This window comes from Brevundimonas sp. LF-1 (assembly GCF_037055305.1).
Classification (GTDB): Bacteria; Pseudomonadota; Alphaproteobacteria; order Caulobacterales; family Caulobacteraceae; genus Brevundimonas; species Brevundimonas sanguinis.
The window spans coordinates 1,684,016-1,708,810 of sequence record NZ_CP146349.1; the positions used below are offsets into that span (position 1 = coordinate 1,684,016).

A 24,795-nucleotide genomic window follows, 5' to 3' on the forward strand; every position below is an offset into this window, starting at 1 on the left:
CGCGGGCCGCGGCGGCGTAGTCTTCAGGCTGAAGGAGACCGCCATGTTCGACGCCCCCAAGACCCCCGCCGACGCCTATGTCCGCCATGGCGGCCTGAAGGTCGCCGCCGAACTGGACGCCTTCGTGCGCGATCAGGCGACGCCGGACACGGGTGTGAGCGCCGAGGCCTTTTGGGCCGGGGTCGAGGGGCTGCTGGCCCGCTTCGGCCGCCGCAACCGCGACCTGCTGGAACATCGTGACCAACTGCAGCGCAAGCTGGACGACTGGCACCGCGCCTATCCGGGCCAGCCGGATCAGGCGGCCTATCAGGCTTACTTGCGCGAAATCGGCTATGTCGAGCCCGAACGCGATGGCGTGCAGGCCGAGACAACGAACGTCGACCCCGAGATCGCCAGCATGGCCGGGCCGCAACTGGTCGTGCCTCTGACCAACGCCCGCTATCTGCTGAACGCGGCTAATGCGCGCTGGGGCAGCCTGTACGACGGGCTTTACGGCACGGATGCGCTGGGCGAGGCGCCCAAGGCGGGCGGCTATGACGTCGAACGCGGCGCCCGCGTCATCGCCCGCGCCCGCGCCTTCCTGGATCAGGCCGCGCCGCTGGCTGAGGGCGGTCATGCCGAAGCGGTCGGCTATCGCGTCGAGGATGGGCGATTGGTCGCCGCCCTGTCCGGGGGCGTGAAACAGGGCTGGCCGATCCGGCCGTCTTCGCCGGTCATGCGGGGGAGGCGGCGACGCCGTCGGGCGTCCTGCTGCGCCACAACGGCCTGCATCTGGAGATCGTCATCGACCGCACGCACCGCATCGGCAAGGGCGACCCGGCGGGCGTCGCCGATGTCGTGGTCGAGGCGGCCCTGTCGGCCATCGCCGACGCCGAGGACAGCGTCGCCGCCGTCGATGCGGCGGACAAGCGGCTGGTTTACGCCAACTGGCTGGGCCTGATGCGCGGCGATCTTCAGGCCGATTTCGAAAAGGACGGCCGCACGGTCGAGCGGCGGCTGAACCCCGACCGCCTCTATACGGCGCCGGGCGGCTCGTCGCTGGCGCTGAAGGCGCGCAGCCTGATGCTGGTGCGCAACGTCGGCCTGCACCTGACGACCGACGCCGTGCTGGACGCCCACGGGCGCGAGACGCCCGAGCATCTGCTGGACATCGCCATGACCGGCCTGATCGGCCTGCACGACCTGCGCCGTCCGGCCGAGGCGCGCAACAGTCCGGCGGGCTCGGTCTATGTGGTGCGGCCCAAGATGCACGGGTCGGACGAGGTGGCTTTCACCGACGAACTGTTCAGCGCGGTCGAGGCCATGCTGGGCCTGCCCGCCCTGACGCTGAAGATGGGCATCATGGACGAGGAGCGTCGCACCAGCGTCAACCTGATGAACTGCATCGCGGCGGCGAAGGGCAGGGTGGTCTTCATCAACACCGGCTTCCTGGACCGCACGGGCGACGAGATTCACACGGTGATGGAAGGCGGCCCCGTCGTCCGCAAGGAGGCGGTGCGCGAAACCGGCTGGATCACGGCCTATGAGGATCGCAACGTCGATATCGGCCTGAAGGCGGGCCTGTCGGGCCGGGCGCAGATCGGCAAGGGGATGTGGGCCGCGCCCGACCGCATGGGCGATATGCTGGCGGCCAAGGCGGGGCATCCGCGCGCGGGCGCCTCGACGGCCTGGGTTCCGTCGCCGACAGCGGCGACCCTGCACGCCCTGCATTATCACGAGGTCGACGTCTGGGCGCGTCAGGTCGATATCGCTACCCGCGCGCCGACCGGCCTGACGCCTTTGCTGACCCCGCCGTTCGCGACCGGAACGCCGGGCGCGAATGAAATCCGGCAGGAGCTGGACAACAACGCCCAGGGCATCCTCGGCTACGTCGTGCGCTGGGTGGATCAGGGCGTCGGCTGCTCCAAGGTGCCGGACATCCACGACGTGGGCCTGATGGAGGATCGGGCGACGCTGCGCATCTCCAGCCAGCATCTGGCCAACTGGTTGCGCCACGGCGTCACGACCGAGGACGAGGTCATGGCGGCGCTGAAGCGTATGGCCGTGGTGGTCGATCGCCAGAACGCAGGCGATCCGGCCTATCGCCCCCTGGCGCCTGGCTACGACGGCCCCGCCTGGCAGGCGGCCTGCGATCTGGTGTTCAAGGGCAGGGAACAGCCGAACGGCTATACCGAGCACCTGCTGACCCACTGGCGCCGCAAGGCCAAGGCGGGCTGAAGCCTACAAGAAAATCACTGCAATCCCATAATGAAACATTCGCTTGCCCTGTTGGCGACGTCGCCCTAGAGAGCTTGACGTTAACGTTTCATTAACCACTCGGGCGGCCGCGGCCGTCTGAACGCTGGAAAGTGTGCCGAAATGGGATGGCACGCCTCTTGGAACGCTGACCGCTGAAGCCCTCGCGGAGAGGGCGCCGCGATCCGCGGTCAAGGGGAGGCGACTGGTGAAGCTCGGGGAGACCACTTCCACTGCGAAGCGCGCAAGCACGCGCCTGGCGGCCTGTGTATTCGGTGCGATGGCGCTAGCCGCTGCGGCCGCCGCGCCGGCGAGAGCTGAGACAATGGTCGCCGACGGCGCGCGGCTGGACGTCGAGGTGACGGGCCGCATCACGGCCAGCTGTCGCCTGGCGGGCGGCGGCGACATCGATTTCGGTGAACTCACCGGCGGCCAGCAGGTCGATGCGGAATTCGCCCTGGCGTGCAACGTGCCCTTCGACATCAGCTTCCAGTCGCAAAGCGGCGGCCTGGCTCACGTGACCAAGCCGCGCGGCGAGGGCCCTTCGCGGGCCGGCTGGGCTATACCCTGAGCGTGACCATCCCGACCCTCAGCCCTCATGCGGCGACGCTGGGCGGCGTCTTCGCCAGCCAGAACCTGACGGGCAAGAAGATCCTCAGCAGCGGCGACGGCATCGCCCAGGGCGGCGGCCAAATCCAGATTCGCACCGATCGACCGGAGGGTGCGGGGCTTCTGGCCGGAGAGTATTCGGAAGTCCTTAGCGTCACGGTGGCGCCGAGAGTGTAGCGTCCTCGCTGACGTAATTCATGTATTCGCAGATTTGTTCGGCGACCGATCCTGAAGTGATTGGTCGCTAATCGCGTTTAATTGGGGTAATTTATTTACCACCTGGTGGTCGAATTCAATAAAACATGCCTAACGACGGTTTATTTGCATTGACTTGCTTCTTAACATCTTGCAAATAAATCATCAGATCGAGGGGCTTCTCCATCTCGGTCGGCACATTTCGTCAGAACCTCGTTTGGAGAATTCCTATGAAAATCGCTTCGATCCTCGCCGGCGTCGCCATCGCCGCCCTGTCCGCCTCGGCCGCTTCGGCCGGCGATATCAGCTATGGCCAGAATATCCGTCTCCCAAACCCCGCTACGATCGGTGCGGATAACCACGCCCTGAATTGGTTGCGCGCTGTGGGTACGCCGCAAGCTGGCGATCAGTTCGCGGCTGCGACGGCGTGGCACGCTCGCGGCAACTCGCAAGGCGACAACGGCACCGCTTCAAATTCGCAGGGCGCGACCTTCACTTTGAAGGGCCAAGTTGCCACGGATTGCGCCTACTATGCCGGCACCCAAGCAGGGCGTACCCTGAACTTCGGTGCCATCGGTATCTATGCCGATGACAGCACTGGCCCGGCTGCTGCCTTCACTATGACGGGGCCTGCTACCCTGGAGATCGCAACCAACCTGGCCGGCTGCAACACCGCCAACACCGTCACGGTGTCGAAGGTCAACATGGTCAGCGACAACGCCAGCGGCTATGATGCCACTGTGTTCCAGAACACCCTGCCGTTCTCGGTCACTGCCTCCTACAAGGCTGGCGCGACCGATTCGACGACTGCGTCGAACCAGTCGTGGACCGTGGGCGCTCAGGATACCACGGACAACCGCAAGCACGGCGCCTGGAAGTCCCCGATGTTGCTGAACGTCAGCATCCTGCAGCAGTCGAAGGCCCTGCTGGCCGGTAACTACACCGGCTCGGTCAGCGTCACGATCGCTGCCGGCATCTAAGTCGAACGAACACGACCGAGTTTGGGGAGAGCTTCGCGGCTCTCCCCGTTTTCGTTTCGGTGACCATTGCTCGCTAGGTTGGCGACTGCGCGCGCTGCGTGCCGCTCTTGCTGGTCAAGCCCGCATAGATTTCTTGAGACGGCTGTCCGTGGACAGCTTCGGGGAGTAACTATTGATGCTGCGATCCGGCTTTCGCTATTTGCGTGTGAGGTATCTGGCCGCCCTGGTCGGCGGCGGCCTGGCGGCGGGCCTGCTGGTCATGTCGACGGCCTGGGCAATGCGGGTCTCGCCTATGGTTTCCGAACTGACGACCACGGGCGCCGGATCGGCCGCGCGGATCGAGGTCGGCAATGTCGGCTCGGCGGCGCTGCCGTTCGAGACCATGATCACCCGCATGGAGATCGACGCCGACGGCAATATCGTCGAGACGCCGGCGGACGAGGATTTCCTGGTCTTCCCGCCGCAGGGCCTAGTGCCGGTCGGCGGGCGTCAGGTGGTGCGTGTCCAGTGGGTCGGCGAGCCGACCATCGACGCTTCGCAAGCCTATTATCTGTGGGTGAAGCAACTGCCCGTCGCTACGGACCCGGCCGACCCGGAAGGCGGCGGGGCGTTGTCCGTGCAGGTCCTTTATACGATGAAGGCCCTGATCGTCGTGGCGCCGCCAGGGGCCCAGCCCAAGATCGAAGTCCTCTCGGTGACGCCAGCCATGGTGACCCCGCCAACGCCCGAAGTTGATCCCGCGCTAAGCGGCGGCGAGCGCCGCCGCCCGCGCCCCGGCCGAGCCGGGCGTCGAGGTCGTGGTGAGCAACACCGGCAAACGCTACGCCCTGATGAGTGGCGCAACCTGGATCGTGGAAGGGACCGATAGAGCCGGCCAGGCCTTTCGTCGCGAGTACAACAGCAACGACATCGCCCAGACTGTGGGCGTCGGCTATCTGGCTCCCTTGGGGGCAAGCGGACATTCAAGCTGCCGACCGGGGTCGAGCTGGACCCGGCCAAGCCCGTAAGTGTGCGATCGCACGATGAGGCTCGACGGGGGCGAGGGCGTTGCGGGGCGCAGGGTCGAAGATCGCGCTGGCCACGGCTGTCATGGCGACGCCGGGCGGCTGGGCGCATGCTCAAGCCTTGGGGCTGATGCAGGCGGCGTCGCAGGTCGCGGCGCAGGCGGCCGAGACCGTCGCTCCGGCGGCCGTTCCGGCGCCGCAGACGCGTCCGAACATCAACCCCTACGATCGCGACATCGCCATGACGGTGCCGCTGAACTTCAACCGGCGTGTTCTGGGCGAAATGCCTGTGGTGCTGACGCGTGACGACCGCTTCATCGTGGACAGCGCCGGATTCCGCGCTCTGATCGACCCCCTGCTGACGCTCGAGGCGCAGGTGGAGCTTAGGCAGCGGCTGGAGGGCGTAGAGTCCTTCGCGCCGGAGGAGATCAACGAGACCGGCATCAAGCTGGATTATGATCCCGATCAGCTGGCGGTTCTGGTGTTGCGCATCGACCCGACTAAGCGGTCAGTCGAATCCCTGTTCCAGGGCGGCCGCCCCGAGGAGCCGGGCGAGGCGCCTGAGGATTTCAGCGCCTATCTGAACAGCAATCTTTCCGTGTCGCGGCGTCAGTCGACCGGGGAAGTGACGTCTCCCAGCGTCTTCATGAACGGCGCCGTGCGCTACAAGGGCCTGGTGTTGGAGGCCGACGTCCAGGGGCGCGAGAACCAGTTTTCGGGCGACTATGAGATCGAGCGCCGCTATGCCCGCTTCGTCTTCGACCAGCCCGAAGACTATCGCCGCTGGTACCTGGGCGACCTGAACGTCGAGACGCGCGGGCGCCAGGGATTCGCGGAAATGGGCGGCGTCGGCGTAACGCGCCAGAGGCAGCGCTTCGACAGCTTCCGCAACAACGTCCTGGCTGGCGGGCGCCAGCTGGTGCTGCAGGAAGCCTCGACCGTGCGGGTGCTGCGCAACGGCGTCTTCGTGCGCGAGTTCCAGCTCGATCCAGGCCAGTACGACGTCTCCAACCTGCCGCTCGACACCGGATCGAACGACATCCAGCTGGAGATTCAGAACGAGTCGGGCCGCCGCGAGACTATCGCCTACAGCGCCTATCTGGATTCCATCGACCTGGAGCCCGGGGATTATGAATACGGGGCCTATCTAGGCTTCATCAATGTCGGCTCGTTCGGCTCGCCCGACTATTCGGACGGCGATCTGGCGTTCAGCGGATTCTGGCGCAAGGCCTTCGTGAACCGGCCGGCGGTCGGGCTGGGCTTTCAGGCTTCGGAAGCTGTCCAGAACCTCACGGGCCAGACCCAGTTCATCCTTCGCAATGGCGCGCGCCTTCAGTTGAACGCTTCGGCAAGCAACGGCGAAGCCGGCGCGGGCTACGCCTACGCTGTGAGTTTCGACCATTTCGTTGATCTGGGGGAGACTTACGACAGCTGGACGGTCGTGGCCGACTACACGTCCGAGGATTACGCCACTCTGGGCAATGAGTTCGGGTCCAATCCGACGTCCTGGGTGTTCACTGGCGGCTATTCGCATCAGTTCTCCGAGGACTGGACGGCGACTATGAGCGCCTCCTACCGCATGGGCCGAGGCGCCACTGCGGATTCTTATGCGCTCAGCGCCGTGAGCGCCTATCGCTTTACGCCGCAATGGAGCTTGCAGGTCGGCGCCGAATGGGTCGACTATGGCAAAAATATCGGCGGGGCCACCGGTGTCGGCGCGACCGTCGCCCTGGTGTGGCAGCCGCGTTATGATCGTCGGGCCGAGGCGCGCTACAGTTCGGCGCGCAACAGCGGCAGCCTGCGCTTCCAGCAATCGACAGAGAACCGCGTCGGCTCCTTCGGCTATTCACTCGCCTCGACCTACGACGGCGGCCCTGGGTCGGTCAGCGGCCAGGTCGACTATATCGCCAACCGCTTCGACGCCAGCCTGTCGCACACGGGCTTTGGGCAGAGCTTCAGCAACATCACTGACGAACAGGTGACGTCGCTGCGCATCGGCACCTCGATCTCGACGGCGGGCGGCAAGGTCGCCATCGGGCGAAACATCTACGACAGCTTCGCCATTCTTTATCCGCACCAGTCGCTGGAAGATAAGCCCGTGATCGTCGGGGAATCGTTCGAGCGCGGGAATTACACCTCGCGCAGCGGCGCCTTGGGGCCGGCGGTGTCCAACACCCTGAGTTCCTATGTCGACCAGTCGGTGCGATACGACGTGCTGGGCGTTCCGCCGGGCTATGACATCGGCGAGGGCGTGCGCCGGGTGCGCCCGGCTTACCGCAGCGGCTACGCCATCCAAGTGGGCAGCGACGCCTTCGTCTCGGCCCTGGGCCGCATGGTCGGCAACGCCGGCAAGCCCGCCGCGTTGATCTCGGGCCGGGTGCGTCCGGTGGATGATCCCGCAGCTGAGCCGGAACTGTTCTTTACCAATTCGGTTGGGCGGTTCGCCATCCAGAAGCTGGTCCCGGGCAAGACTTATCGCGTCGAGTTGTTCACATCGCCCGCCGCCGGGTTCGAGTTCACGGTCCCGGCGGACAACCAAGGCTTGCTGGATCTCAAGACTGTCGCCGTGCCGGTCGACATCACCGACCAATGAACGGGAGGAAGACGAACATGGTCTCCAAATGCTCGATGGCGGCCCTAGCTGCCGCAGCGGCGCTGGCCTCCGTGATGCTGGCGCCGACGCAGGCCGCCGCGCAGGCCCATTGCGAACTGGCGATCGAACCCGCCCAGGACCAGTGGATCATCCGCTACAATCCCTATGAGGACGAGGCGGCCCTGCGCCAGTTCGAGGTGCGGCTGATCAATCGCGGCTCGACCCCATGCATCGGCAACCTTTTGGCCACGCTTCAGGGCGAGGCCTATGGGCTGACGTCGCCGAACGTCGCGGGGCGCGTGGACTATCAACTTATCGACGACGACTTCGGCCCCGCGGACATCGCGCCGGTGCGTGGCCAAGTCGTGCGCAACGGTGTCAGCGTGAAGATCAAGGCCGGCGAGCAGAAACTGGCGCGGCTGACCTTCATCGCTCTTCCCGGCGATGTTCTTTCACGGGGCCTTTACACCCAGACCCTGTCCCTGTTCCTGCAACACGCCAATGACGAGATTCACGCGTCGCGGCCGATCACCCTGGGTTTGGACGTGGCGGCGGCGGCGGTCATGGGGCTGAAGGGCGAGTTTAATCGCGTCCAGGGCCGGGCGGTCATCGACCTGGGCGAACTGTCGGCGGGGACGCGGGCGCTTAACACGCAGCTCTACGTCCATAGCACCGGCGGCTATCGCGTGACGATCAGTTCCGCCAACGCCGGGCGGCTGGTGCAGCGCGGTACGGCCTGGGCCATCGAATACAGTTTGATGGTGGGCGCGCACGCCTTCACGCTGAAGGCGCCAAGCAGCTTCGAGACGCCGTCGCTGCGCGCGCGTCGTGATGATTATCCGCTGAGCATCGGCGTCGGCGACGTGACGGGCAAGCGCGCGGGCGAGTACAGCGACACGATCACCTTCACCGTCGCGGCGATCTGATCGACCAAAGCGGAGGGTTGGAAATGACAAACGCCCCGCAGAGTGGTCTGCGGGGCGTTCTTCGTTTGGCGCTGGGTCTGGCATCAGATCGGCTGGATTGTCAGCGCCAGGATTAGAGGCCCCTCCAACTGGACGTCGTCGAAGCGATAGTCGACAGTGCGTATGGACGCCATGGTCGAGCGGCGCAACTCCAGCAACCCGGGCGCGGCGGTGAGATCCAGCGAACGGTCGCCGTAGATGATCCGAGCCTTCTCGCTTTCCGCCAGCGGGCGGTACTGGGCCGAGACCGTGAAGCCGCCGGGGCTGTTGCAGGCCTCGATCACTGAGCCCGTGCGGCCGGTCTCCGCCATGAGGGCGGTGTTCGGGCGCACCCAGCAGGCTACTGGCACGTTAGCGCGCAACTGATAGGAGCCGCCCGCCGTGGGGCCGGCCGACGCGACCTGTGGGGCCGTCACGACCGTCAGGCCGGCGGCGATCGCCAGAAGCGTACGGCGTTTTGCCGGCATCAGCTTGGTCATGACGTCCTCATCACCCTTGATCTCGAGGTGACGATAACGGGGCCGCTCTTAACGTCAGGCGATCAGACAGGCTTAGCGGGGGCTTAAATCCTATCGTGAATAGACGATAACCATTCGGTCCGCCGCGAGGAGCAAGGGGAGGAAGGAGACGTGACCGGGCAGGGAAGGCATGAACCTCGCGCGCTTCAGCGGCGCGTTGATCAAGGGCGCCGCGCCCGCCCGCGCCGTTCATCAGGTCCTGGCTCCCGCGCGGCCCTTGGCCAGTTCGCGGTTGAGCCACAGGGCCAGAAGGGTGCAGATCGCGCCTGACAGCAGATAGGCGCCGCCCGCCACCAGGCCGAACTTGCCCGACAGGGCCAGCGCCGCCAGCGGGGCGAAGCCTGCGCCGAACAGCCACGCCAGGTCCGAGGTCAGGGCCGAGGCGGTGTAGCGGTTCTTCAGGCTGAAGCTGGAGGCCACCGCGCCCGAGGCCTGGCCGAACGACAGGCCCAGCAGGATGAAGCCCAGGATCATATAGGTCAGCTCGCCCGTGGGGCCGCCGTCCAGAAGCTGGGGCGCGAAGCCCGAGAAGGCCGCGATGCCCGCCGCCGTGGCCGCCAGCAGGGCGCGGCGGCCGTAGCGGTCGGCCAGCCAACCCGAGGCCAGGATGGCGAACAGGCCGAAGACGGCGCCGATCAGTTCGATGATCAGGAAGCGGCTGGGCGCCTCGTCGGTGTAGAGGAACACCCACGACAGCGGGAACACCGTCACCATGTGGAACATGGCGAAGCTGGCCAGGGGGCGAAGGCGCCGATGACGATCTTGCCGCCTTCTTCGCGCACCGCCTTGCCGACAGGCGCAGGGTGCAGCTCCAGCGTCTCGAAGGCGGCCTGGAAGGTCGGCGTGACCACGATGCGCAGCCGTGCGAACAGGGCCACGACGTTGATGGCGAAGGCGACGAAGAACGGGTAGCGCCAGCCCCAGTCCATGAAGTCGGCGGCCGACAGTTTGCTCAGGAAATAGGCGAACAGGGCGCTGGCGACGATCAGGCCGATCGGGGCGCCCAGCTGCGGGACCATGGCGTACCAGCCGCGGCGCTTTTCGGGGGCGCTGACCGACAGCAGGGAGGCCATGCCGTCCCAGGCGCCCCCAGGGCGACGCCCTGACCGATCCGCAGGGCGATCAGCATGGCGGCCGCCCAGTGGCCGACCTGCGCATGGCTCGGCAGGAAGCCCAGGCAGACGGTGGACAGGCCCAGCAGGAACAGGGCGATGGTCAGCTTTGTGCCACGCCCGAAGCGCCGGTCGATGGCGATGAACAGGGCCGTGCCGAAGGGCCGGGCGATGAAGGCCACGGCGAAGACGGCGAAGGACAGCAACGTCCCGCCCAGCGGCCCCGCATAGGGAAACACCAGCTGCGGAAACACAACGACCGAGGCGATGGCGTAGACGAAGAAGTCGAAAAACTCGGACGTTCGTCCGATGATGACGCCGATGGCGATTTCGCCCGCGTCGATTTTGCCGTCTCGCGCGTTGATCCGGCTGGCGTCCCGTTCAAGGGGCTCTGAAGAAGGCGCGCCGCTGGCTGCGTTCATGACCATGAGGCTCCCTGCACCGGGGCGCGTACACGCCCGCGATCATAGAATGGCTAAAGCGTCCCTTTGCTCCCCTCGGATCGCAGAGGGGATAGGGCAGATTGTCCAATGTCGCACTCCGGAGGTGGGGTTTACGGGGGCAGGACGATGACCGAGCCCTTGTCTCAAATCTCGACTGGAGCCGCTGTGCGCCGACTGCGCCCCCTGTTGCTGTTGCCCCTTCTGGCTATGCTGCCGGCCTGTCAGGCCGTGGTGCTGGCGCCCGCCGGCGACATCGCCGCACAGCAGCGCGATCTGCTGGTCATGTCCGTGGTGCTGATGCTGATCATCATCATTCCGGTGATGATCCTGACCGTCTTCTTCGCCTGGAAGTATCGGGAATCGAACAAGGAAGCTCGCTACGAGCCGGACTGGGACCACTCGACCCATCTGGAGCTGGTGATCTGGGCGGCGCCGCTGCTGATCATCATCTGCCTGGGCGCCATCACCTGGGCCGGGACGCACCTGCTGGACCCGTATCGGCCGCTGGACCGCATCGCCAAAGGGCAGGCCGTGGCCGAGGAGCATCGCCCGCTGCAGGTCGAGGTGGTGGCGATGGACTGGAAGTGGCTGTTCATCTACCCCGAATACGGCATCGCCACAGTGAACGAGCTGGCGGCGCCGGTCGACCGGCCGATCCGTTTCCACATCACCTCGACCGGGGTGATGAACTCCTTCTACATCCCGGCCCTGGCCGGTCAGATCTACGCCATGCCGGGCATGGAGACGAAGCTGCACGCCGTGATCAACCGCCCGGGCGAATACGTCGGCTTCTCGGCCAACTATTCGGGCGACGGCTTCTCCAACATGCGCTTCGCCTTCCACGGTCTGGATGAAGCGGGCTTCGACCAGTGGGTCGCGGGCGTTCGCGCCGCCGGTCAGGGTCTGGACCGCGAGACCTATCTGGAGCTGGAGAAGCCCAGCGAGAAGGTCCCCGTCATCCACTACGCCTCGGTCGACGACCGCCTGTTCGACGCCGTGGTCAACATGTGCGTCGAGCCGGGCAAGATGTGCATGGGCGAGATGATGGACATCGACCGCAAGGGCGGTCTGGGTCTGACGGCGGTCAAGAACACCCTGCCGCTGGTCTATGACAAGTACGCCCGTCGCGGCGACGCCGTCTTCGGCGCCGGCGAGTCCTATGTGCTGACGATCTGCACCCCGCTGGAGGCCGAGGCCGCCGCCGTCGAGGCCGCCCGTCGCCGTCAGGCCTTCGGCGAGGACATCGCCCGCGACACGCCGCTGAACCGCGTCATGGGCCAGGGGCTGGAGCGCCCCGGCCGATCTCAACCGGGCGAGCGTTTCGCCTCCCTCTTCTCCGCGCCGGCGGCGTCGCAATCCTGAGCGTCTGAACGATCATGACTGTCGAACATTCCACATCGCCGCTTCTGGGTCGGTTGAACTGGGAGTCGCTTCCGTTCCACGAGCCCATCCTGGTCGCCACCTTCGCCGTCGTCGTCATCGGCGGCCTGGGGGTGCTGGCCCTGATCACCCGCTACAAGCTGTGGGGCTATCTCTGGAAGGAGTGGTTCACGACCGTGGACCACAAGAAGATCGGGATCATGTACATGATCCTTGGGCTGATCATGTTCCTGCGCGGCTTCGCCGATGCGGTCATGATGCGCCTGCAGCAGGCCATGGCGTTCGGCGGGTCCGAGGGCTACCTCAACGCCCACCACTATGATCAGATCTTCACCGCCCACGGCGTGATCATGATCTTCTTCGTGGCCATGCCCATGATCACCGGCTTGATGAACTATCTGGTGCCGTTGCAGATCGGGGCGCGCGACGTCTCCTTCCCCTTCCTGAACAACTTCAGCTTCTGGATGACCACGATGGGGGCCGTGCTGGTCATGGCCTCGCTGTTCATCGGCGAGTTCGCCCGCACCGGCTGGCTGGCCTATCCGCCGCTGTCGGGCATCGGCTACAGCCCCGGCGTCGGCGTCGACTATTACATCTGGGCGCTGCAGATCGCGGGGGTAGGGACCACCTTATCCGGCATCAACCTGATCGCGACCATCGTGAAGATGCGCGCGCCGGGCATGGGCCTGATGAAGATGCCGGTCTTCACCTGGACCTCGCTGTGCGCCAACATCCTGATCGTGGCGTCCTTCCCGATCCTGACGGCGACGCTGGTCCTGCTGTCGGCTGACCGCTACATCGGCACCAACTTTTTCACGAACGACTTCGGCGGCAACCCGATGATGTACGTGAACCTGATCTGGATCTGGGGCCACCCCGAGGTCTACATCCTGATCCTGCCGCTGTTCGGCGTGTTTTCCGAAGTCACCTCGACCTTCTCGGGCAAGAAGCTCTTCGGCTACACCTCGATGGTCTATGCGACGGTGGTCATCACCATCCTGTCCTACCTGGTGTGGCTGCACCACTTCTTCACCATGGGCTCGGGCGCGTCCGTGAACTCCTTCTTCGGAATCACGACGATGATCATCTCGATCCCGACCGGGGCCAAGCTGTTCAACTGGCTGTTCACCATATACCGCGGCCGCATCCGCTTCGAGCTGCCGATGATGTGGACGGTCGCCTTCATGCTGACCTTCGTGATCGGCGGGATGACGGGCGTGATGCTGGCGGTGCCGCCGGCGGACTTCGTGCTGCACAACTCCCTGTTCCTGATCGCCCACTTCCACAACGTCATCATCGGCGGGGTGCTGTTCGGCCTGTTCGCCGCCATCAACTACTGGTGGCCCAAAGCCTTCGGCTTCAAGCTGGACAAGAAGTGGGGTCTGGTCAGCTTCTGGTGCTGGGTGGTCGGCTTCTGGATGGCCTTCATGCCGCTGTACGTCCTGGGCTTCATGGGCGTGACGCGGCGGATGCGGGTCTTCGACGACCCGGCCTATCAGATCTGGTTCATCATCGCGGGCGTGGGCGTGGCGATCATCGCCGTGGGCATCCTGGCCATGCTGATCCAGTTCGCCGTCAGCATCATCAACCGCGACAAGCTGCGCGACGAGACGGGCGACCCGTGGAACGGCCGCACGCTGGAGTGGGCGACGTCGTCTCCGCCGGCTGACTACAACTTCGCCAAGACGCCGATCATTCACGACGGCGACGCCTGGTGGGATATGAAGGCGCGTGGTTATGAGCGTCCGGTCGGGGGCTTCAAGGCGATCCACATGCCCGCCAATACGGGCGCGGGATTCATCCTGTCGGCGCTGTCGCTGATCGTCGGCTTCGCCCTGATCTGGTACATCTGGTGGCTGGCGGCGGCGGGCTTCGCGGCCCTGATCGGCTACGCCATCTTCCACACCTTCAACTACAGGCGCGACTACTACATCCCGGCCGAGACGGTTCAGGCGACCGAGAATGCGCGCACCCAGGCCCTGGCGGCCGCCGCAGCGACGCAGGGGTGATCCGATGAGCCACGCACCTTCCATCCACTCCGACTACATCGACGAGGCCGGGCGGCCGATCTTCCACCCGGCCGAGGATCCGCATCACCCGGAAGGCCACAGCACCATGCTGGGCTTCTGGATGTATCTGATGAGCGACTGCCTCATCTTTGCGATCCTGTTCGCCGTCTACGCCGTGCTGGGCGGCAACTATGCGGCGGGCCCGGCGCCCAAGGATCTGTTCGACCTGACGCTGGTGGCGGTGAACACCTCCATGCTGCTGTTCTCGTCGATCACCTACGGCTTCGCCATGCTGGCGATGTACCGCAACAAGGTGGCGCAGACGCAAGCCTGGCTGGCGATCACCGGCCTGTTCGGCCTCTGCTTCCTGGGCATCGAGGCTCTATGAGTTCGCCCACATGATCCACCTGGGCGCGACGCCGCAACGCAGCGGGTTCCTGTCGGCCTTCTTCATCCTGGTGGGCACGCACGGCCTGCACGTCACCTTCGGCTGCATCTGGTTGATCACCCTGATGGTGCAGGTGGCGCAAAAGGGCCTGATCCCGGCCAACCGCCGCCGCCTCATGTGCCTGAGCCTGTTCTGGCACTTCCTGGACGTCATCTGGATCGGCGTCTTCACCTTCGTCTATCTGTTCGGGATGCTGCGATGAGCGCCGAAGCCCACAACGAGCACGCCGTGACTCACGAAGATCACCACGGCGACGATCATGATCACGGCACCTACAGAAGCTATCTGATCGGGTTCGGCCTGTCGGTCGTTCTGACGGCCATTCCCTTCTGGCTGGTCATGGCCGGGGTGCTGGCGCCGCAGCTGACGGGTCTGATCATCACCGGCTTCGCCGTGGTGCAGATCGTGGTGCACATGATCTTCTTCCTGCACATGAACCACCGGTCCGAGGGCGGGTGGAACATGCTGGCGCTGATTTTCACCCTGGTGATCGTGGTCATCGCCGTCGCCGGTTCGGTCTGGGTCATGTATCACCTGAACACCAACATGATGCCCGTCCACGACATGCAGGGGATGGGCTGAGCCTGCTTGCACGCGGAGACGACGTTTGACGTCATCGTCGGCCCCTGAGCTTGCCGCCCGTCCGGCGTCACGCCGCCGGATGATCGCGGGACTGGCGGTCTTCGCCGTACTGATCGCGGGCTTTTGCGCGTTGGGCGTCTGGCAAGTCCAGCGCCTGGCGTGGAAGCAGGAGCTGATCCGTCAGGTCGACAGCCGCATTCATGCCGATCCGGTTCCAGCGCCGGGGCCTGCAGGCTTCGACGCGGTGACGCGCGAGGCGGACCAATACCGTCGCGTCACGGCCAGCGGGCAGTTCCTGCATGACCGCGAGGCGCGGGTGAAGGCGGTGACGGACCTGGGGCCGGGCTTCTGGGTCGTGACGCCGCTGGAAGACGGCCGCGGCTTCACCGTCCTGATCAACAGAGGCTTCGTCCCGTCAGAGCGCGCGGCGCCCGAAAGTCGTGCGGAAGGGCAGGTCGAGGGGCCGGTCTCCGTCACCGGCCTGTTGCGCATCAGCGAGCCGAAGGGCGGCTTCCTGCGCGACAATGATCCAGCCGGCGACCGCTGGTTCTCGCGCGACGTGGCGGCGATCGCGCAGGCCAAGCGGCTGGACGGCCCGGTTGCGCCCTATTTTATTGACGCCGACGCGACGCCCAATCCAGGCGGCTGGCCACGCGGCGGGCTGACGGTGGTGCGGTTCGCCAACAGCCATCTGGTTTACGCCCTGACCTGGTTCGGCCTGGCCTTGATGTCGGCGGGCGGCGCCATTCTGTGGCTGCGTGACGAGCGGCGCCGCAGGGCTGGGGGACGTTGATGCAAGCCGGGGCTTTGAACCGCTTCTTCCGCACCGTTCTGGGCATGGACGCCAACGCCGAGACGCCGGTGTCGCCGGGCGCGGCCGGTCGGCGCAACATGCTGCTGCTGATCCAGCTGAGGTGGCTGGCGGTGATCGGTCAGGTGGCGACCATCGTCATCGTCCACTGGGGTCTGAAGATCAGCGTCCCGCTGGGGCCGCTGCTGCTGGCGCCGACGGCGCTGGCGGTGATGAATCTGGTCAGCGCGCCGGTGACCCTGCGGCGCAAGGTCGTCACCGACCCGGAGATCCTGCTGGCCCTGTGCGTCGACGTGGCGGCGCTGAGCTGGCTGCTCTACTTCAGCGGCGGCGCGACCAATCCCTTCGCGGCCCTTTACCTGATGCAGGTGGTGCTGGCGGCGGTGCTGCTGCGGCCGGTCTACGCCTGGGGCTTCGTGCTGGCGACGGGCGCCTGCCTGGCCTTTCTGGCGGTGTGGCGTCAGCCGCTGGACCTGCCTGCCGGAGCTGATGCGCGGTTGGGCCTGATCCAGCAGGGCGCCCTGATCAACTTCATCCTGATCGCCGTGCTGCTGGTGGCCTTCGTCACCCGCACCAGCCAGAACGTGCGCGCCCGCGACGCCTATCTGGCCGAGGCGCGGCAGCAGGCGGCGGAACAGGACCACATCGTGCGCATGGGGCTGCTGGCCTCGGGCGCCGCGCATGAACTCGGCACGCCGCTAGCCTCCCTGTCTGTGATCCTAAGCGACTGGCGGCGCATGCCCGCCCTGACAGGCGACGACGACCTGCGCCACGACATCGAACAGATGCAGGCCGAGGTTGACCGCTGCAAATCCATCGTCACCAACATCCTGATGTCGGCGGGCGAGGCGCGCGGTGAAGCGCCGACCGTCACCGCCCTCAGCGGCTTCCTCGGCGAGATCATCGACGACTGGTCCGCCAATCGGCCCGCAGACGCCATGCAGGTCGTCCTCAGCGGTCCAACGCCGCGCGATCCCTCCATCATCGCCGACCCGGCTCTGAAACAGGTGTTCAGCGCCCTGCTGGACAATGCGCAGGAGGCGGGCGCGCGCAATCTGGAGGTGCGGGCGGTGGCCGACGCGGACGGCCTGTTCATCGCCTTCGAGGACGACGGTCCAGGCTTCGCGCCCGGCATTCTGGAAAAGCTGGGCCAGCCTTATCAGTCGACCAAGGCGCGGGCAGGGGCGGGGCTGGGCCTGTTCCTGCTGGTCAATGTGGTGCGCAAACTGGGCGGCACGGTCGTCGCCGCCAACCGTCCGGACGCGACCGGCCGCGGAGCCGTGGTGCGACTGGCCTTGCCCATCGACGCCCTGGCGCCGAAGTAAGCAGTCTGGAAAGAGGGCATGAAATGACGGACGAACCCCGCCAGCTTCTGATCGTCGAGGACGACGAGTCCTTTTCGCGCACCCTGCGGCGCTCGTTCGAACGGCGCGGCTATCAGGTGCTGGCCGCCCACAGTCACGACCAGATGGTCGAGCTGTTGAAGACGCATCATCCTGACTACGCCGTGGTGGACCTGAAGCTGGGAACGGCGTCGGGCCTGACCTGCGTGCAGACCCTGCACGCCTTCGACCCCGACCTGGTGATCGTCGTCCTGACCGGCTTCGCCAGCATCGCCACGGCGGTCGAGGCCATCAAGCTGGGCGCCCGCCACTACCTCGCCAAGCCTGCCGGCACGGATGACATCGAGGCCGCCTTTGGTCGCGCAGCGGGCGACCCTGACGCCCCTCTGACCGCCCGCCCGACCTCGATCAAGACGCTGGAGTGGGAGCGTATTCACGAGGTGCTGGCCGAGACCGACTTCAACATCTCCGAGGCCGCGCGACGTCTGGGGATGCACCGCCGCACCCTGGCGCGGAAGCTGGAGAAGCGGCAGGTGAGCTAAATGGTCCGCCTATCCGCGCCTCCACGAGCATGAGCGGGAGAGCAAGGCTCAGTCCTTCGGTGCCAACTCGCCCAGCACATCTTCCGTATCCTGCCCCAGCCTCGGCGGCGGGGCGTCGTATCGCACCGGCGTCTTCGACAGGCGGATGGGCGAGGCGACGGTGCGGATCGGCTGGGCCAGATCGGGGCGCGATTGCTCCACCGTCAGGCCGCGATGGATGGCCTGAGGCTCGGCGAACACCTGATCGATGGTGTTGACCGGGCCGCAGGGCACGCCCGCCGCCTCCAGCGCCTGCATCAGCTCCTGCATGGTGAAGCCCGCCGTCTTCGCCGCGATCAGGGGACCCAGCGCCTCGCGCTCGGCGACCCGCAGGGCGTTGGTGGCGAAGCGGGCCTCGATCTCCAGCCCCAGGGCGCCGCACAGAGCGCGGAACTGGCCGTCGTTGCCCACGGCGATGATCACCATCCCGTCGGAACAGGCGAAGGGCTGATAGGGGGCCAGATTGGGGTGGGCGTTGCCCATCCGCGTCGGCGCCTTGCCGGACACGAAGTAGTTGGTCGCCTGATTGGCCAGCATGGCGGCCTGGACGTCGAACAGGGCGATGTCGACGTGCTGGCCCTCGCCGGTCGCGCGCGCGTGCCACAGGGCGGCAAGGATGGCGTTGGAGGCGTAAAGGCCGGTGAACAGATCGACGACCGCCACCCCGACCTTCATCGGCTCGGCGCCTGGCGCGCCGTCGGGCTGGCCGGTGATGGACATCAGCCCGCCCATGGCCTGGATCATGTAGTCGTAGCCCGCGCGGTGCGCGTCCGGCCCGTCCTGTCCGAAGCCGGTGATCGAGCAGTAGACCAGCCTCGGATTGATCGCCGTCAGCGAGGCGTAGTCGAGGCCGTACTTCTTCAGCCCGCCGGTCTTGAAGTTCTCGACCACCACGTCGCAGGTCGCGGCCAGACGGCGCACGGCCTCGGCGCCATCGGGGCTGGCGATGTCCAGCTCGACCGACTTCTTGCCCCGGTTGGCGCACAGGAAATAGGCGGCGTCGCCGGGCGCGCCGTCGGCCGTGGTGGTGAAGGGCGGGCCCCAGTGGCGGGTGTCGTCGCCGGCGCCGGGCCGTTCGATTTTGATGACCTCGGCCCCCAGATCAGCCAGCGTCTGCGTCGCCCAGGGACCGGCCAAGACCCGCGACAAATCCAGCACGCGCACATTATTCAGAGGAGCGCGCGAGACGGCGAGAGGTTTGTCGGTCATCAGAATCCTACATCAACGTCGCAATGGATATAGCCGCTGGGTCAAGGCGGGGTGCAGGGGCTGACGCTTCTTGGCGCATGGCTTGGCGATTTGCCAGAGGTTGCGATTGAAGATGGCGCGTCTAGCGCCTGTCTTAGAGGCTCAAGAGGAGAGTTAAACCCGATCTACGGCGTCCAAGATGGCCTCGCTCCAGGCGTCCAAAACTTTCCGGCGCTGGTCGAACAAGGCGCCGCGCGCATAGACGCGAGCCACTGTCGACGCGGTAGCCGCGCCTACATGATTGAGGCAGCGGTCCACGACTTCCGGCAACGCATTGAGTTCATCGCAGGCATACGTCGCGAAGCTTCGCCGAAAGTCGTGGTGAGTCCAGTCGATGAGTTCTGAACTGTTGGCGGCGATCAATCGATCGAGCGCTATCTTGGCTTTGGACCAACTTTGAAAGGAGGCGCTGACAAGGTAGCGAAGACGAGATCATTGATCCGATATACTTCGGCGTCTTCGATGATTTCGCGTGCGGGCGCAGATAGAGGAATACGGATTGCTCTTCCGTTTTTAGTCCGCGAGGCCGGGATTATCCATTCGCCGACCTTCGACTGAGGCGGCAGGCGGAGCTCGTTCCATCGCATTTCTGCGACCTCCTGGCGGCGGCACGCTGTGAGAATGAGCATCTGCACAATGCGCCCGTAGGGGTGAGGACGCAGCGTAGCGCCGATCCAGATCGCTGCGATCTCTTCCATCGTCGGGGTTCGCTCTCTCGGCGATTCCCGAGCGGGCTTGCCGACGCCCAATGCCGGATTAGTCTCCATGAGCCCCTGCGCGATCGCCCAGTTGAATAAAGCCTTGAGATAGGCCAGTTGCCGATTGGCATGGGACGGGGCTGTCTTAGCTTTTCGCGCCACGATCATCGCGATGTCACGCCGCGAAAGCGTCGCCGGGTGCCGATGGCGGATAGAAGCGATGGCGTCTTTCAGGGAGTTTATGGTGGAGCGGTTCCGCCGTAACGATGGGCCTTTTAATGCAGCGTAATCTGCCAGCAAGTCGGCCAAGGTTGCTGGCGTTGTTCGGCTATGTTTCGCTTCCTGCTGAAGCCGCTTGGCGCGCCGCCTGGCTTCATCAACATCGACTTCCGGCCATTCGCCGAGGGCGTGTCGGGAGCGTTGTCCATTGGTCTGCAAGAAGAGCGACCAACTCGCGCTCCCTGGGCCGATACGTAGGCGCAAGCCTGGATGTCCGCAGTCGCTATACTCGGCCCGCGGCCCTTCGTCGGCGAGAGCCTGAAGTCGTTTGATCGTGGCCTCGGTAAGGGGTTTAGCCCGAGGACGCGTCATGTCTAACCTCGTCGTATAGGGTTGGGGTCGTGAGCCCGACCTCAGCGCGGTCGCATGCGAGTCGCGAAATATGTTCGGGCAGGATCGAGAGAACGTAGGCTGTTGAAAGGCTGGAAGTCGTTCTGAAGTCGTACTCGCACTCCATGAGCGGCTCGTCGGGCGTTGCAGGAGGTTGGACAAGCAAGCCCAAATGGGGTTGGACGGGCGCTGTTCGGCGCAGCTGCCTGAGGGCACGCTTCGTTGGTGCGCGGGCTTGCCTTGACCTTCGGCCATTGCGGCAGGGCATCACTAAGGGTCCTGACCCCGATCTTTGCAGCGAGGCGGGTCCATAAGATTAGAATGTCGGAAAAGGTGACCTGATCGGTCGGAAGCGCGGAATTCCCAGCGCGCCTGAACGAAGCCAACTCTAAACGGGCGCGCCTGTCAAGCCTGTAGCTCGATCCCTAGCTGGTTCTGTACGGGAACCGCCGCGCCATTGGATTGGCGACGGAGATCTGACAGTGCTGAAAGCGAATATCTAAAGCGAACGACCAGACTGACACTGACAGTCCGGGCTGACAAACGGCATGTCGGCGCTTTTGTCGGCAGGCGAAAAGCGCCGACGGCAGCGACGGCGGGCTTTTTACGGGTCGCGAGAGATCAAAATCCCAAAGGGAACCCACTGTCAGGCCTGACAGTGGATCTAAGTCTTTGAAAACGATGGTGGGTGATCACAGGTTCGAACTGTGGACCCGCTGATTAAGAGTCAGCTGCTCTACCAACTGAGCTAATCACCCGTACCGTCGTCTGCGCCCTTGGTGTGGCGCCGGCCCTTCGCTGCGTTGTGAACAACCTCGGCGAAGGGGGCTCCTATTACTCGCAGCGATGGGGCTGTGCAAGCGTCAAATGCTTCTTTTATCATGATTGCAACGCGCGCTAAGGTCGCGCCTTGAATCAGCCGCCGGAAGACGCGGCGAGGGGGAGTAAAGATTATGGCGTTCTGGAACCGTCGTCGCTCGATCGACGCGATGCTGGCCCCGAGTTCGGGGCCGGGGCTCAAAAAGACCCTGAGCTGGCCGCACCTCATGGCGCTGGGCGTCGGCGCCATCGTCGGCACCGGCATCCTGACCCTGATCGGGGTCGGAGCGGGGCTGGCGGGTCCGGCGGTGCTGATCAGCTTCGCCCTGGCCGGTCTGGTGTGCGCCTGCGCCGCCCTGGCCTATGCCGAGCTGTCGACGATCATGCCCGCCTCGGGCAGCGCCTATACCTATTCCTATGCCGCCCTGGGCGAGATCTTCGCCTGGGTCGTGGGCTGGAGCCTGATCCTTGAATACTCCCTGGTCGTCTCGGCCGTGGCCGTGGGCTGGTCCGGCTATGCCGCGCCCTTCCTGGCCGGGCTGGGGATCGACCTGCCGTTCGCCCTGACCGTCGGTCCGCACGTCGAGGGCGGGCTGATCAACCTGCCGGCGGTCTTCATCATCGGCATCGTGACCGGCCTGCTGCTGCTGGGCACGCGGGAGAGCGCGACGCTGAACGCCGTGCTGGTGGTCATCAAGATCGCCGCCCTTGTGGCCTTCGTGGCCATCGCCCTGCCGCGCTTCGACGCGGCCAACTTCACGCCCTTCATGCCCTACGGCTTCGGCGCGCCCTTTGTTCAGACGGGCGTCATGGCGGCGGCGGCCATCATCTTCTTCGCCTTCTACGGCTTCGACGCCATCGCCACGGCGGCCGAAGAGACCAAGAAGCCCGAGCGCGACCTGGCCATCGGCATCGTCGGTTCGATGGTGGTCTGCACCATCCTGTACATCGCCGTCGCCGCCGCTGCGATCGGCGCCGCTCCGGTCGCCAGCTTCGCCGACAGCCCCGAGCCGCTGGCGCACATCATGCGCGGCCTGGGCCAGGGCGTCGCCGCCCAGTGGATCGCCGCCGCCGCCGTCGTCGCCCTGCCGACCGTGCTGCTGGCCTTCCTGTTCGGCCAGAGCCGCATCTTCCTGGGCATGGCTCGGGACGGTCTGCTGCCCAATCGCCTGGCCAAGATCTCCAATCGCGGCGTGCCGACCGTGGTGACGATCTTCACCGCCGTCGTCGTCGCCTTCCTGGCGGGCATCATGCGTCTGGACGAACTGGCGTCGCTGGCCAACGCCGGCACCCTGATGGCCTTCATGGCCGTGGGGATCAGCCTGATCGTGCTGCGCGTGCGTGAGCCGAACCGCGAACGCAAGTTCAAAGCGCCGCTGTGGCCGCTGGTCGGCGGCGTCGCCATCATCGGCTGCATCGTCTTCTTCTTCAGCCTGAAGAGCCTCGACGCAGCTGTATTTCCTGCTGTGGAACCTGTTCGGCCTGGCCGTCTACCTGGTCTGGTCGTCGCGTAACTCGCGCCTCGCCAAGGGCGAAGAGGCTGAGGGTTAATGGCCAGGCGCGACCTGTCGGGGGCGGTGGATTTCACCGTCCTCGAAGCCATGACCGGCGGCATGGATGAGGTGACGGAAGAAGTGCTGGGCCTGTTCGCTGAACAGGCCCGCATGTGGTCGGCTCTGCTGGATGCGTCCAGCGAGGGCTGGCGCGACGCCGTGCACACCATTCGCGGCGCTGGGGCCGGCATCGGGGCCAAGGCTCTGGCTCAGATCTGCGCCGAGGTGGAGCATGGCGAACAGGCCGCCGCCCCGGCGGGCCTGGAGCGGGTGCGCACGGCGCTGGACGCGGCCCTGGCCGATGTGGCGGCGTATCGCCATGAGCTGGCGCTTAGGAGTTTGAAGGGCTGAAGCGAGGCTAGACCCGCGTCTGGTCCCAGGTTCCGAACTCGTGGGCGATGCAGCGGTCGATCAGCAGGCGCCAGACCGGCTCGGCGATGTCGGGCGACAGGCCGGCGGGGCCAGCGGCCGCCAGGACCTTGGCCACCACGTCGTCGATGCGGGCCTGATCGAAGACGGCGTCGCGGTTCGGCTTGATGCGCGCGGCGGCGTCCATATAGCGCTGACGCTCGGCAAGCAGGGTCACCAGCGCGCGGTCCAGCGCATCCACGCCCTGACGCACGTCGACCATGGTGACGCAGTCTTCCGGGGCCTTGCGCTCGTCGATGGCGACGGTGCGGGGAGAGGTCATCAGGTCAGCCGACAAAGGCGCGCTCCAGAACATAGTCGCCGGGTTCGGCGTTCGAGCCTTCTTTCAGGCCGTGGGATTCCAGCAGTTCGCCGGTCTCCTTGATCATGGCCATCGAGCCGCACAGCATGACGCGGTCGCTGTTGGGCGAGAAGCCGCTGGGCAGTTGCAGGTCGGCGAACAGGTCGCCCGACTTGATGCGGTCGGTGATGCGGCCCGGCGTCTCGAAGCGTTCGCGCGTCACGGTCGGATAATAGGTCAGCTGGGCCTTGGCCTCGTCGCCGATCAGCGGGTCGTCGTGGATCTCGTGGCTGAAGAAGTCGCGATAGGCCAGGTCGGCGACGTTGCGCACCGTGTGGCAGACGATGACCTGCTTGAAGCGCGAATAGGTTTCCGGATCGCGCGCCACCGAGAGCCAGGGCGCCAGGCCCGTGCCGGTGCCGATCAGCCACAGGCGCTCGCCGCCGGTCAGGGCGTCCAGCACCAGGGTGCCGGTCGGCTTCTTGCCCATCAGCACGCTGTCGCCCGCGACGATCTTCTGCAGGCGCGAGGTCAGAGGGCCGTCCTCGACCTTGATGGAGAAGAACTCCAGTTCCTCGGCCCAGAAGGGCGACGCGATCGAATAGGCGCGCAGCACGGGCTTGCCGCCGTCTTCGCCCGGCAGGCCGATCATCACGAACTCGCCCGAACGGAAGCGGAAATCCTCGGGCCGTTTCAGGGCGAAGCTGAACAACTGGTCGTTCCAGTGGCGGACCCACAGGACTTCCAACTCATGGAACGGACTGGCCTTGACGGGCGGCGCGGCGAGGGAGGCGTCAGACATGGGGCCTAACTAGGCGGTCGAGGGCGATTGCGAAAGGTGGTGCGGCGATCCTTCTTCCCTGTGGGAGAAGGTGGCGGGCGGAGCCTGACGGATGAGGGGTGTGAACGCTTCGATATCCGGACGGACGCGGACCTGTCTTGAGTGACTTTCGAGCGTCACGCCGACACCCCTCATCCGAGCGCCTCCGGCGCCCACCTTCTCCCACAAGGGGAGAAGGAAGAAAAAGAGAGTCCAATTCGTCTGAATCGTCTGAAATTCTCCTGCGTCGGGCGGTCGTGTCTCTCGTGGCTGGGGGAGCTTAGCACAGGCGGCAGGGTAGGCTGGCCGATCGGGGCGAGCCTCCGTCCGCCATGAACAGGGAAGGGCGAAAGAAGGGATGACGACGGAGGATTCCGGCTCTAGCTTCGCCGCCATGCGCACTTTTCTCCTTGCTTCGACGATCCTGATGGCTGCGACCTCGGCCTTCGCCCAATCCACGCCGCAGCCCACGACGCCGCCCGCCGCCGCGGCGCCGCCTCCTCGATCCTGACGGTCGAGCGGGTCTTCTCC

20 protein-coding genes, 1 tRNA gene and 4 pseudogenes are annotated in these 24,795 nt (G+C 65.7%); 17 read left to right on the top strand and 8 right to left on the bottom strand.

From position 1 onward, the window contains the following. Window positions 1–43 precede the first annotated feature (43 nt). From V8F63_RS09245 to V8F63_RS09275, 7 genes and pseudogenes are all read left to right on the top strand, one after another. Window positions 44–2,217 (top strand): annotated as a pseudogene (locus V8F63_RS09245) (malate synthase G). Window positions 2,218–2,560: 343 nt separating this feature from the next. Beyond that, a complete protein-coding gene (locus tag V8F63_RS09250; protein ID WP_392352932.1) occupies window positions 2,561–2,806 on the top strand; it encodes a hypothetical protein in 246 nt (81 codons plus the stop codon). Between the two features lie 2 nt (window positions 2,807–2,808). After that, window positions 2,809–3,021, top strand: coding sequence for a hypothetical protein (locus V8F63_RS09255; RefSeq protein WP_392352933.1), 213 nt, complete (start codon window positions 2,809–2,811; stop codon window positions 3,019–3,021). A gap of 248 nt (window positions 3,022–3,269) precedes the next feature. Continuing rightward, entirely contained in the window at window positions 3,270–4,019 is a 750-nt protein-coding gene (locus V8F63_RS09260; RefSeq protein WP_392352934.1) for a hypothetical protein, read from the top strand. 199 nt (window positions 4,020–4,218) lie between these two features. Next, a complete protein-coding gene (locus tag V8F63_RS09265; protein WP_392352935.1) occupies window positions 4,219–4,887 on the top strand; it encodes a hypothetical protein in 669 nt (222 codons plus the stop codon). Window positions 4,888–5,108: 221 nt separating this feature from the next. Further along, entirely contained in the window at window positions 5,109–7,616 is a 2,508-nt protein-coding gene (locus V8F63_RS09270; protein ID WP_392352936.1) for a hypothetical protein, read from the top strand. Between the two features lie 35 nt (window positions 7,617–7,651). Continuing rightward, on the top strand, window positions 7,652–8,542 hold the full coding sequence (locus V8F63_RS09275; protein WP_392352937.1) for a hypothetical protein: 891 nt from the start codon (window positions 7,652–7,654) through the stop codon (window positions 8,540–8,542). Between the two features lie 83 nt (window positions 8,543–8,625). On the opposite strand, the gene V8F63_RS09280 is transcribed toward V8F63_RS09275, so the two are convergent. After that, window positions 8,626–9,060 (bottom strand): hypothetical protein, encoded by a 435-nt coding sequence (locus V8F63_RS09280; protein ID WP_392352938.1) that lies wholly within the window; start codon window positions 9,058–9,060, stop codon window positions 8,626–8,628. 231 nt (window positions 9,061–9,291) lie between these two features. Next, a pseudogene (locus V8F63_RS09285) lies at window positions 9,292–10,633 on the bottom strand (MFS transporter). A gap of 108 nt (window positions 10,634–10,741) precedes the next feature. Here V8F63_RS09285 and cyoA point away from each other — a divergent pair. The 7 genes and pseudogenes from cyoA (at window position 10,742) to V8F63_RS09320 (ending at window position 17,769) form a co-directional block, all read left to right on the top strand. Continuing rightward, entirely contained in the window at window positions 10,742–12,016 is a 1,275-nt protein-coding gene (cyoA, locus tag V8F63_RS09290) for a ubiquinol oxidase subunit II (protein ID WP_392352939.1), read from the top strand. 14 nt (window positions 12,017–12,030) lie between these two features. After that, complete coding sequence (cyoB, locus tag V8F63_RS09295; RefSeq protein ID WP_392352940.1) at window positions 12,031–14,043, top strand: cytochrome o ubiquinol oxidase subunit I; 2,013 nt, start codon at window positions 12,031–12,033, stop codon at window positions 14,041–14,043. A gap of 4 nt (window positions 14,044–14,047) precedes the next feature. Continuing rightward, window positions 14,048–14,693: pseudogene (gene cyoC / locus V8F63_RS09300) on the top strand (cytochrome o ubiquinol oxidase subunit III). After that, the gene (gene cyoD / locus V8F63_RS09305; protein ID WP_025978235.1) at window positions 14,690–15,073 is read left to right on the top strand and encodes a cytochrome o ubiquinol oxidase subunit IV; all 384 of its coding nucleotides are present in this window, start codon (window positions 14,690–14,692) and stop codon (window positions 15,071–15,073) included. Before cyoC ends, cyoD begins: the two are co-directional and overlap by 4 nt. A gap of 79 nt (window positions 15,074–15,152) precedes the next feature. After that, a complete protein-coding gene (locus tag V8F63_RS09310) occupies window positions 15,153–15,866 on the top strand; it encodes an SURF1 family protein (RefSeq protein WP_392352941.1) in 714 nt (237 codons plus the stop codon). Next, window positions 15,866–17,209, top strand: a complete 1,344-nt coding sequence (locus V8F63_RS09315) for an ATP-binding protein (RefSeq protein ID WP_392352942.1) — start codon at window positions 15,866–15,868, stop codon at window positions 17,207–17,209. The genes V8F63_RS09310 and V8F63_RS09315 overlap by 1 nt, the downstream gene beginning before the upstream one ends. Before the next feature lie 23 nt (window positions 17,210–17,232). Beyond that, entirely contained in the window at window positions 17,233–17,769 is a 537-nt protein-coding gene (locus V8F63_RS09320; protein WP_025978238.1) for a response regulator transcription factor, read from the top strand. Between the two features lie 48 nt (window positions 17,770–17,817). On the opposite strand, the gene V8F63_RS09325 is transcribed toward V8F63_RS09320, so the two are convergent. The 4 genes from V8F63_RS09325 to V8F63_RS09340 form a co-directional block, all read right to left on the bottom strand. After that, on the bottom strand, window positions 17,818–19,017 hold the full coding sequence (locus V8F63_RS09325) for a CaiB/BaiF CoA-transferase family protein (protein WP_392352943.1): 1,200 nt from the start codon (window positions 19,015–19,017) through the stop codon (window positions 17,818–17,820). 153 nt (window positions 19,018–19,170) lie between these two features. Next, on the bottom strand, window positions 19,171–19,419 hold the full coding sequence (locus V8F63_RS09330; protein WP_392352944.1) for a hypothetical protein: 249 nt from the start codon (window positions 19,417–19,419) through the stop codon (window positions 19,171–19,173). 11 nt (window positions 19,420–19,430) lie between these two features. Beyond that, the gene (locus tag V8F63_RS09335; protein ID WP_392352945.1) at window positions 19,431–20,618 is read right to left on the bottom strand and encodes an integrase family protein; all 1,188 of its coding nucleotides are present in this window, start codon (window positions 20,616–20,618) and stop codon (window positions 19,431–19,433) included. A gap of 427 nt (window positions 20,619–21,045) precedes the next feature. Beyond that, window positions 21,046–21,121, bottom strand: a tRNA-Lys gene (locus V8F63_RS09340). Window positions 21,122–21,316: 195 nt separating this feature from the next. On the opposite strand from V8F63_RS09340, the pseudogene V8F63_RS09345 reads away from it, so the two are divergent. Beyond that, window positions 21,317–22,733: pseudogene (locus V8F63_RS09345) on the top strand (amino acid permease). Continuing rightward, on the top strand, window positions 22,733–23,086 hold the full coding sequence (locus V8F63_RS09350) for an Hpt domain-containing protein (RefSeq protein WP_303683920.1): 354 nt from the start codon (window positions 22,733–22,735) through the stop codon (window positions 23,084–23,086). Before V8F63_RS09345 ends, V8F63_RS09350 begins: the two are co-directional and overlap by 1 nt. 7 nt (window positions 23,087–23,093) lie before the next feature. Here V8F63_RS09350 and V8F63_RS09355 read toward each other — a convergent pair whose 3' ends face one another. Together V8F63_RS09355 and V8F63_RS09360 are read right to left on the bottom strand one after the other, a co-directional pair. Continuing rightward, a complete protein-coding gene (locus V8F63_RS09355) occupies window positions 23,094–23,426 on the bottom strand; it encodes a chorismate mutase (protein WP_025978242.1) in 333 nt (110 codons plus the stop codon). 4 nt (window positions 23,427–23,430) lie between these two features. Beyond that, window positions 23,431–24,246 (bottom strand): ferredoxin--NADP reductase, encoded by an 816-nt coding sequence (locus V8F63_RS09360; protein WP_025978243.1) that lies wholly within the window; start codon window positions 24,244–24,246, stop codon window positions 23,431–23,433. A 376-nt stretch (window positions 24,247–24,622) separates the two neighbouring features. Here V8F63_RS09360 and V8F63_RS09365 point away from each other — a divergent pair, with 376 nt between their 5' ends. Then, window positions 24,623–24,775, top strand: a complete 153-nt coding sequence (locus V8F63_RS09365) for a hypothetical protein (RefSeq protein ID WP_392352946.1) — start codon at window positions 24,623–24,625, stop codon at window positions 24,773–24,775. The last annotated feature ends 20 nt before the right edge of the window (window positions 24,776–24,795 follow it).

What these genes read in the sequence shown, in the direction of transcription:
- V8F63_RS09250 (WP_392352932.1), top strand. Translation starts at nt 2,561, where the DNA reads ATGGTCGCCGACGGCGCGCGGCTGGACGTCGAGGTGACGGGCCGCATC.
- V8F63_RS09260 (WP_392352934.1), top strand. Translation starts at nt 3,270, where the DNA reads ATGAAAATCGCTTCGATCCTCGCCGGCGTCGCCATCGCCGCCCTGTCC.
- V8F63_RS09270 (WP_392352936.1), top strand. Translation starts at nt 5,109, where the DNA reads ATGGCGACGCCGGGCGGCTGGGCGCATGCTCAAGCCTTGGGGCTGATG.
- V8F63_RS09275 (WP_392352937.1), top strand. Translation starts at nt 7,652, where the DNA reads ATGGCGGCCCTAGCTGCCGCAGCGGCGCTGGCCTCCGTGATGCTGGCG.
- V8F63_RS09280 (WP_392352938.1), bottom strand. Translation starts at nt 9,060, where the DNA reads ATGACCAAGCTGATGCCGGCAAAACGCCGTACGCTTCTGGCGATCGCC.
- cyoA (WP_392352939.1), top strand. Translation starts at nt 10,742, where the DNA reads ATGTCGCACTCCGGAGGTGGGGTTTACGGGGGCAGGACGATGACCGAG.
- cyoB (WP_392352940.1), top strand. Translation starts at nt 12,031, where the DNA reads ATGACTGTCGAACATTCCACATCGCCGCTTCTGGGTCGGTTGAACTGG.
- cyoD (WP_025978235.1), top strand. Translation starts at nt 14,690, where the DNA reads ATGAGCGCCGAAGCCCACAACGAGCACGCCGTGACTCACGAAGATCAC.
- V8F63_RS09310 (WP_392352941.1), top strand. Translation starts at nt 15,153, where the DNA reads ATGATCGCGGGACTGGCGGTCTTCGCCGTACTGATCGCGGGCTTTTGC.
- V8F63_RS09315 (WP_392352942.1), top strand. Translation starts at nt 15,866, where the DNA reads ATGCAAGCCGGGGCTTTGAACCGCTTCTTCCGCACCGTTCTGGGCATG.
- V8F63_RS09320 (WP_025978238.1), top strand. Translation starts at nt 17,233, where the DNA reads ATGACGGACGAACCCCGCCAGCTTCTGATCGTCGAGGACGACGAGTCC.
- V8F63_RS09325 (WP_392352943.1), bottom strand. Translation starts at nt 19,017, where the DNA reads ATGACCGACAAACCTCTCGCCGTCTCGCGCGCTCCTCTGAATAATGTG.
- V8F63_RS09335 (WP_392352945.1), bottom strand. Translation starts at nt 20,618, where the DNA reads ATGGCCGAAGGTCAAGGCAAGCCCGCGCACCAACGAAGCGTGCCCTCA.
- V8F63_RS09350 (WP_303683920.1), top strand. Translation starts at nt 22,733, where the DNA reads ATGGCCAGGCGCGACCTGTCGGGGGCGGTGGATTTCACCGTCCTCGAA.
- V8F63_RS09355 (WP_025978242.1), bottom strand. Translation starts at nt 23,426, where the DNA reads ATGACCTCTCCCCGCACCGTCGCCATCGACGAGCGCAAGGCCCCGGAA.
- V8F63_RS09360 (WP_025978243.1), bottom strand. Translation starts at nt 24,246, where the DNA reads ATGTCTGACGCCTCCCTCGCCGCGCCGCCCGTCAAGGCCAGTCCGTTC.
- V8F63_RS09365 (WP_392352946.1), top strand. Translation starts at nt 24,623, where the DNA reads ATGACGACGGAGGATTCCGGCTCTAGCTTCGCCGCCATGCGCACTTTT.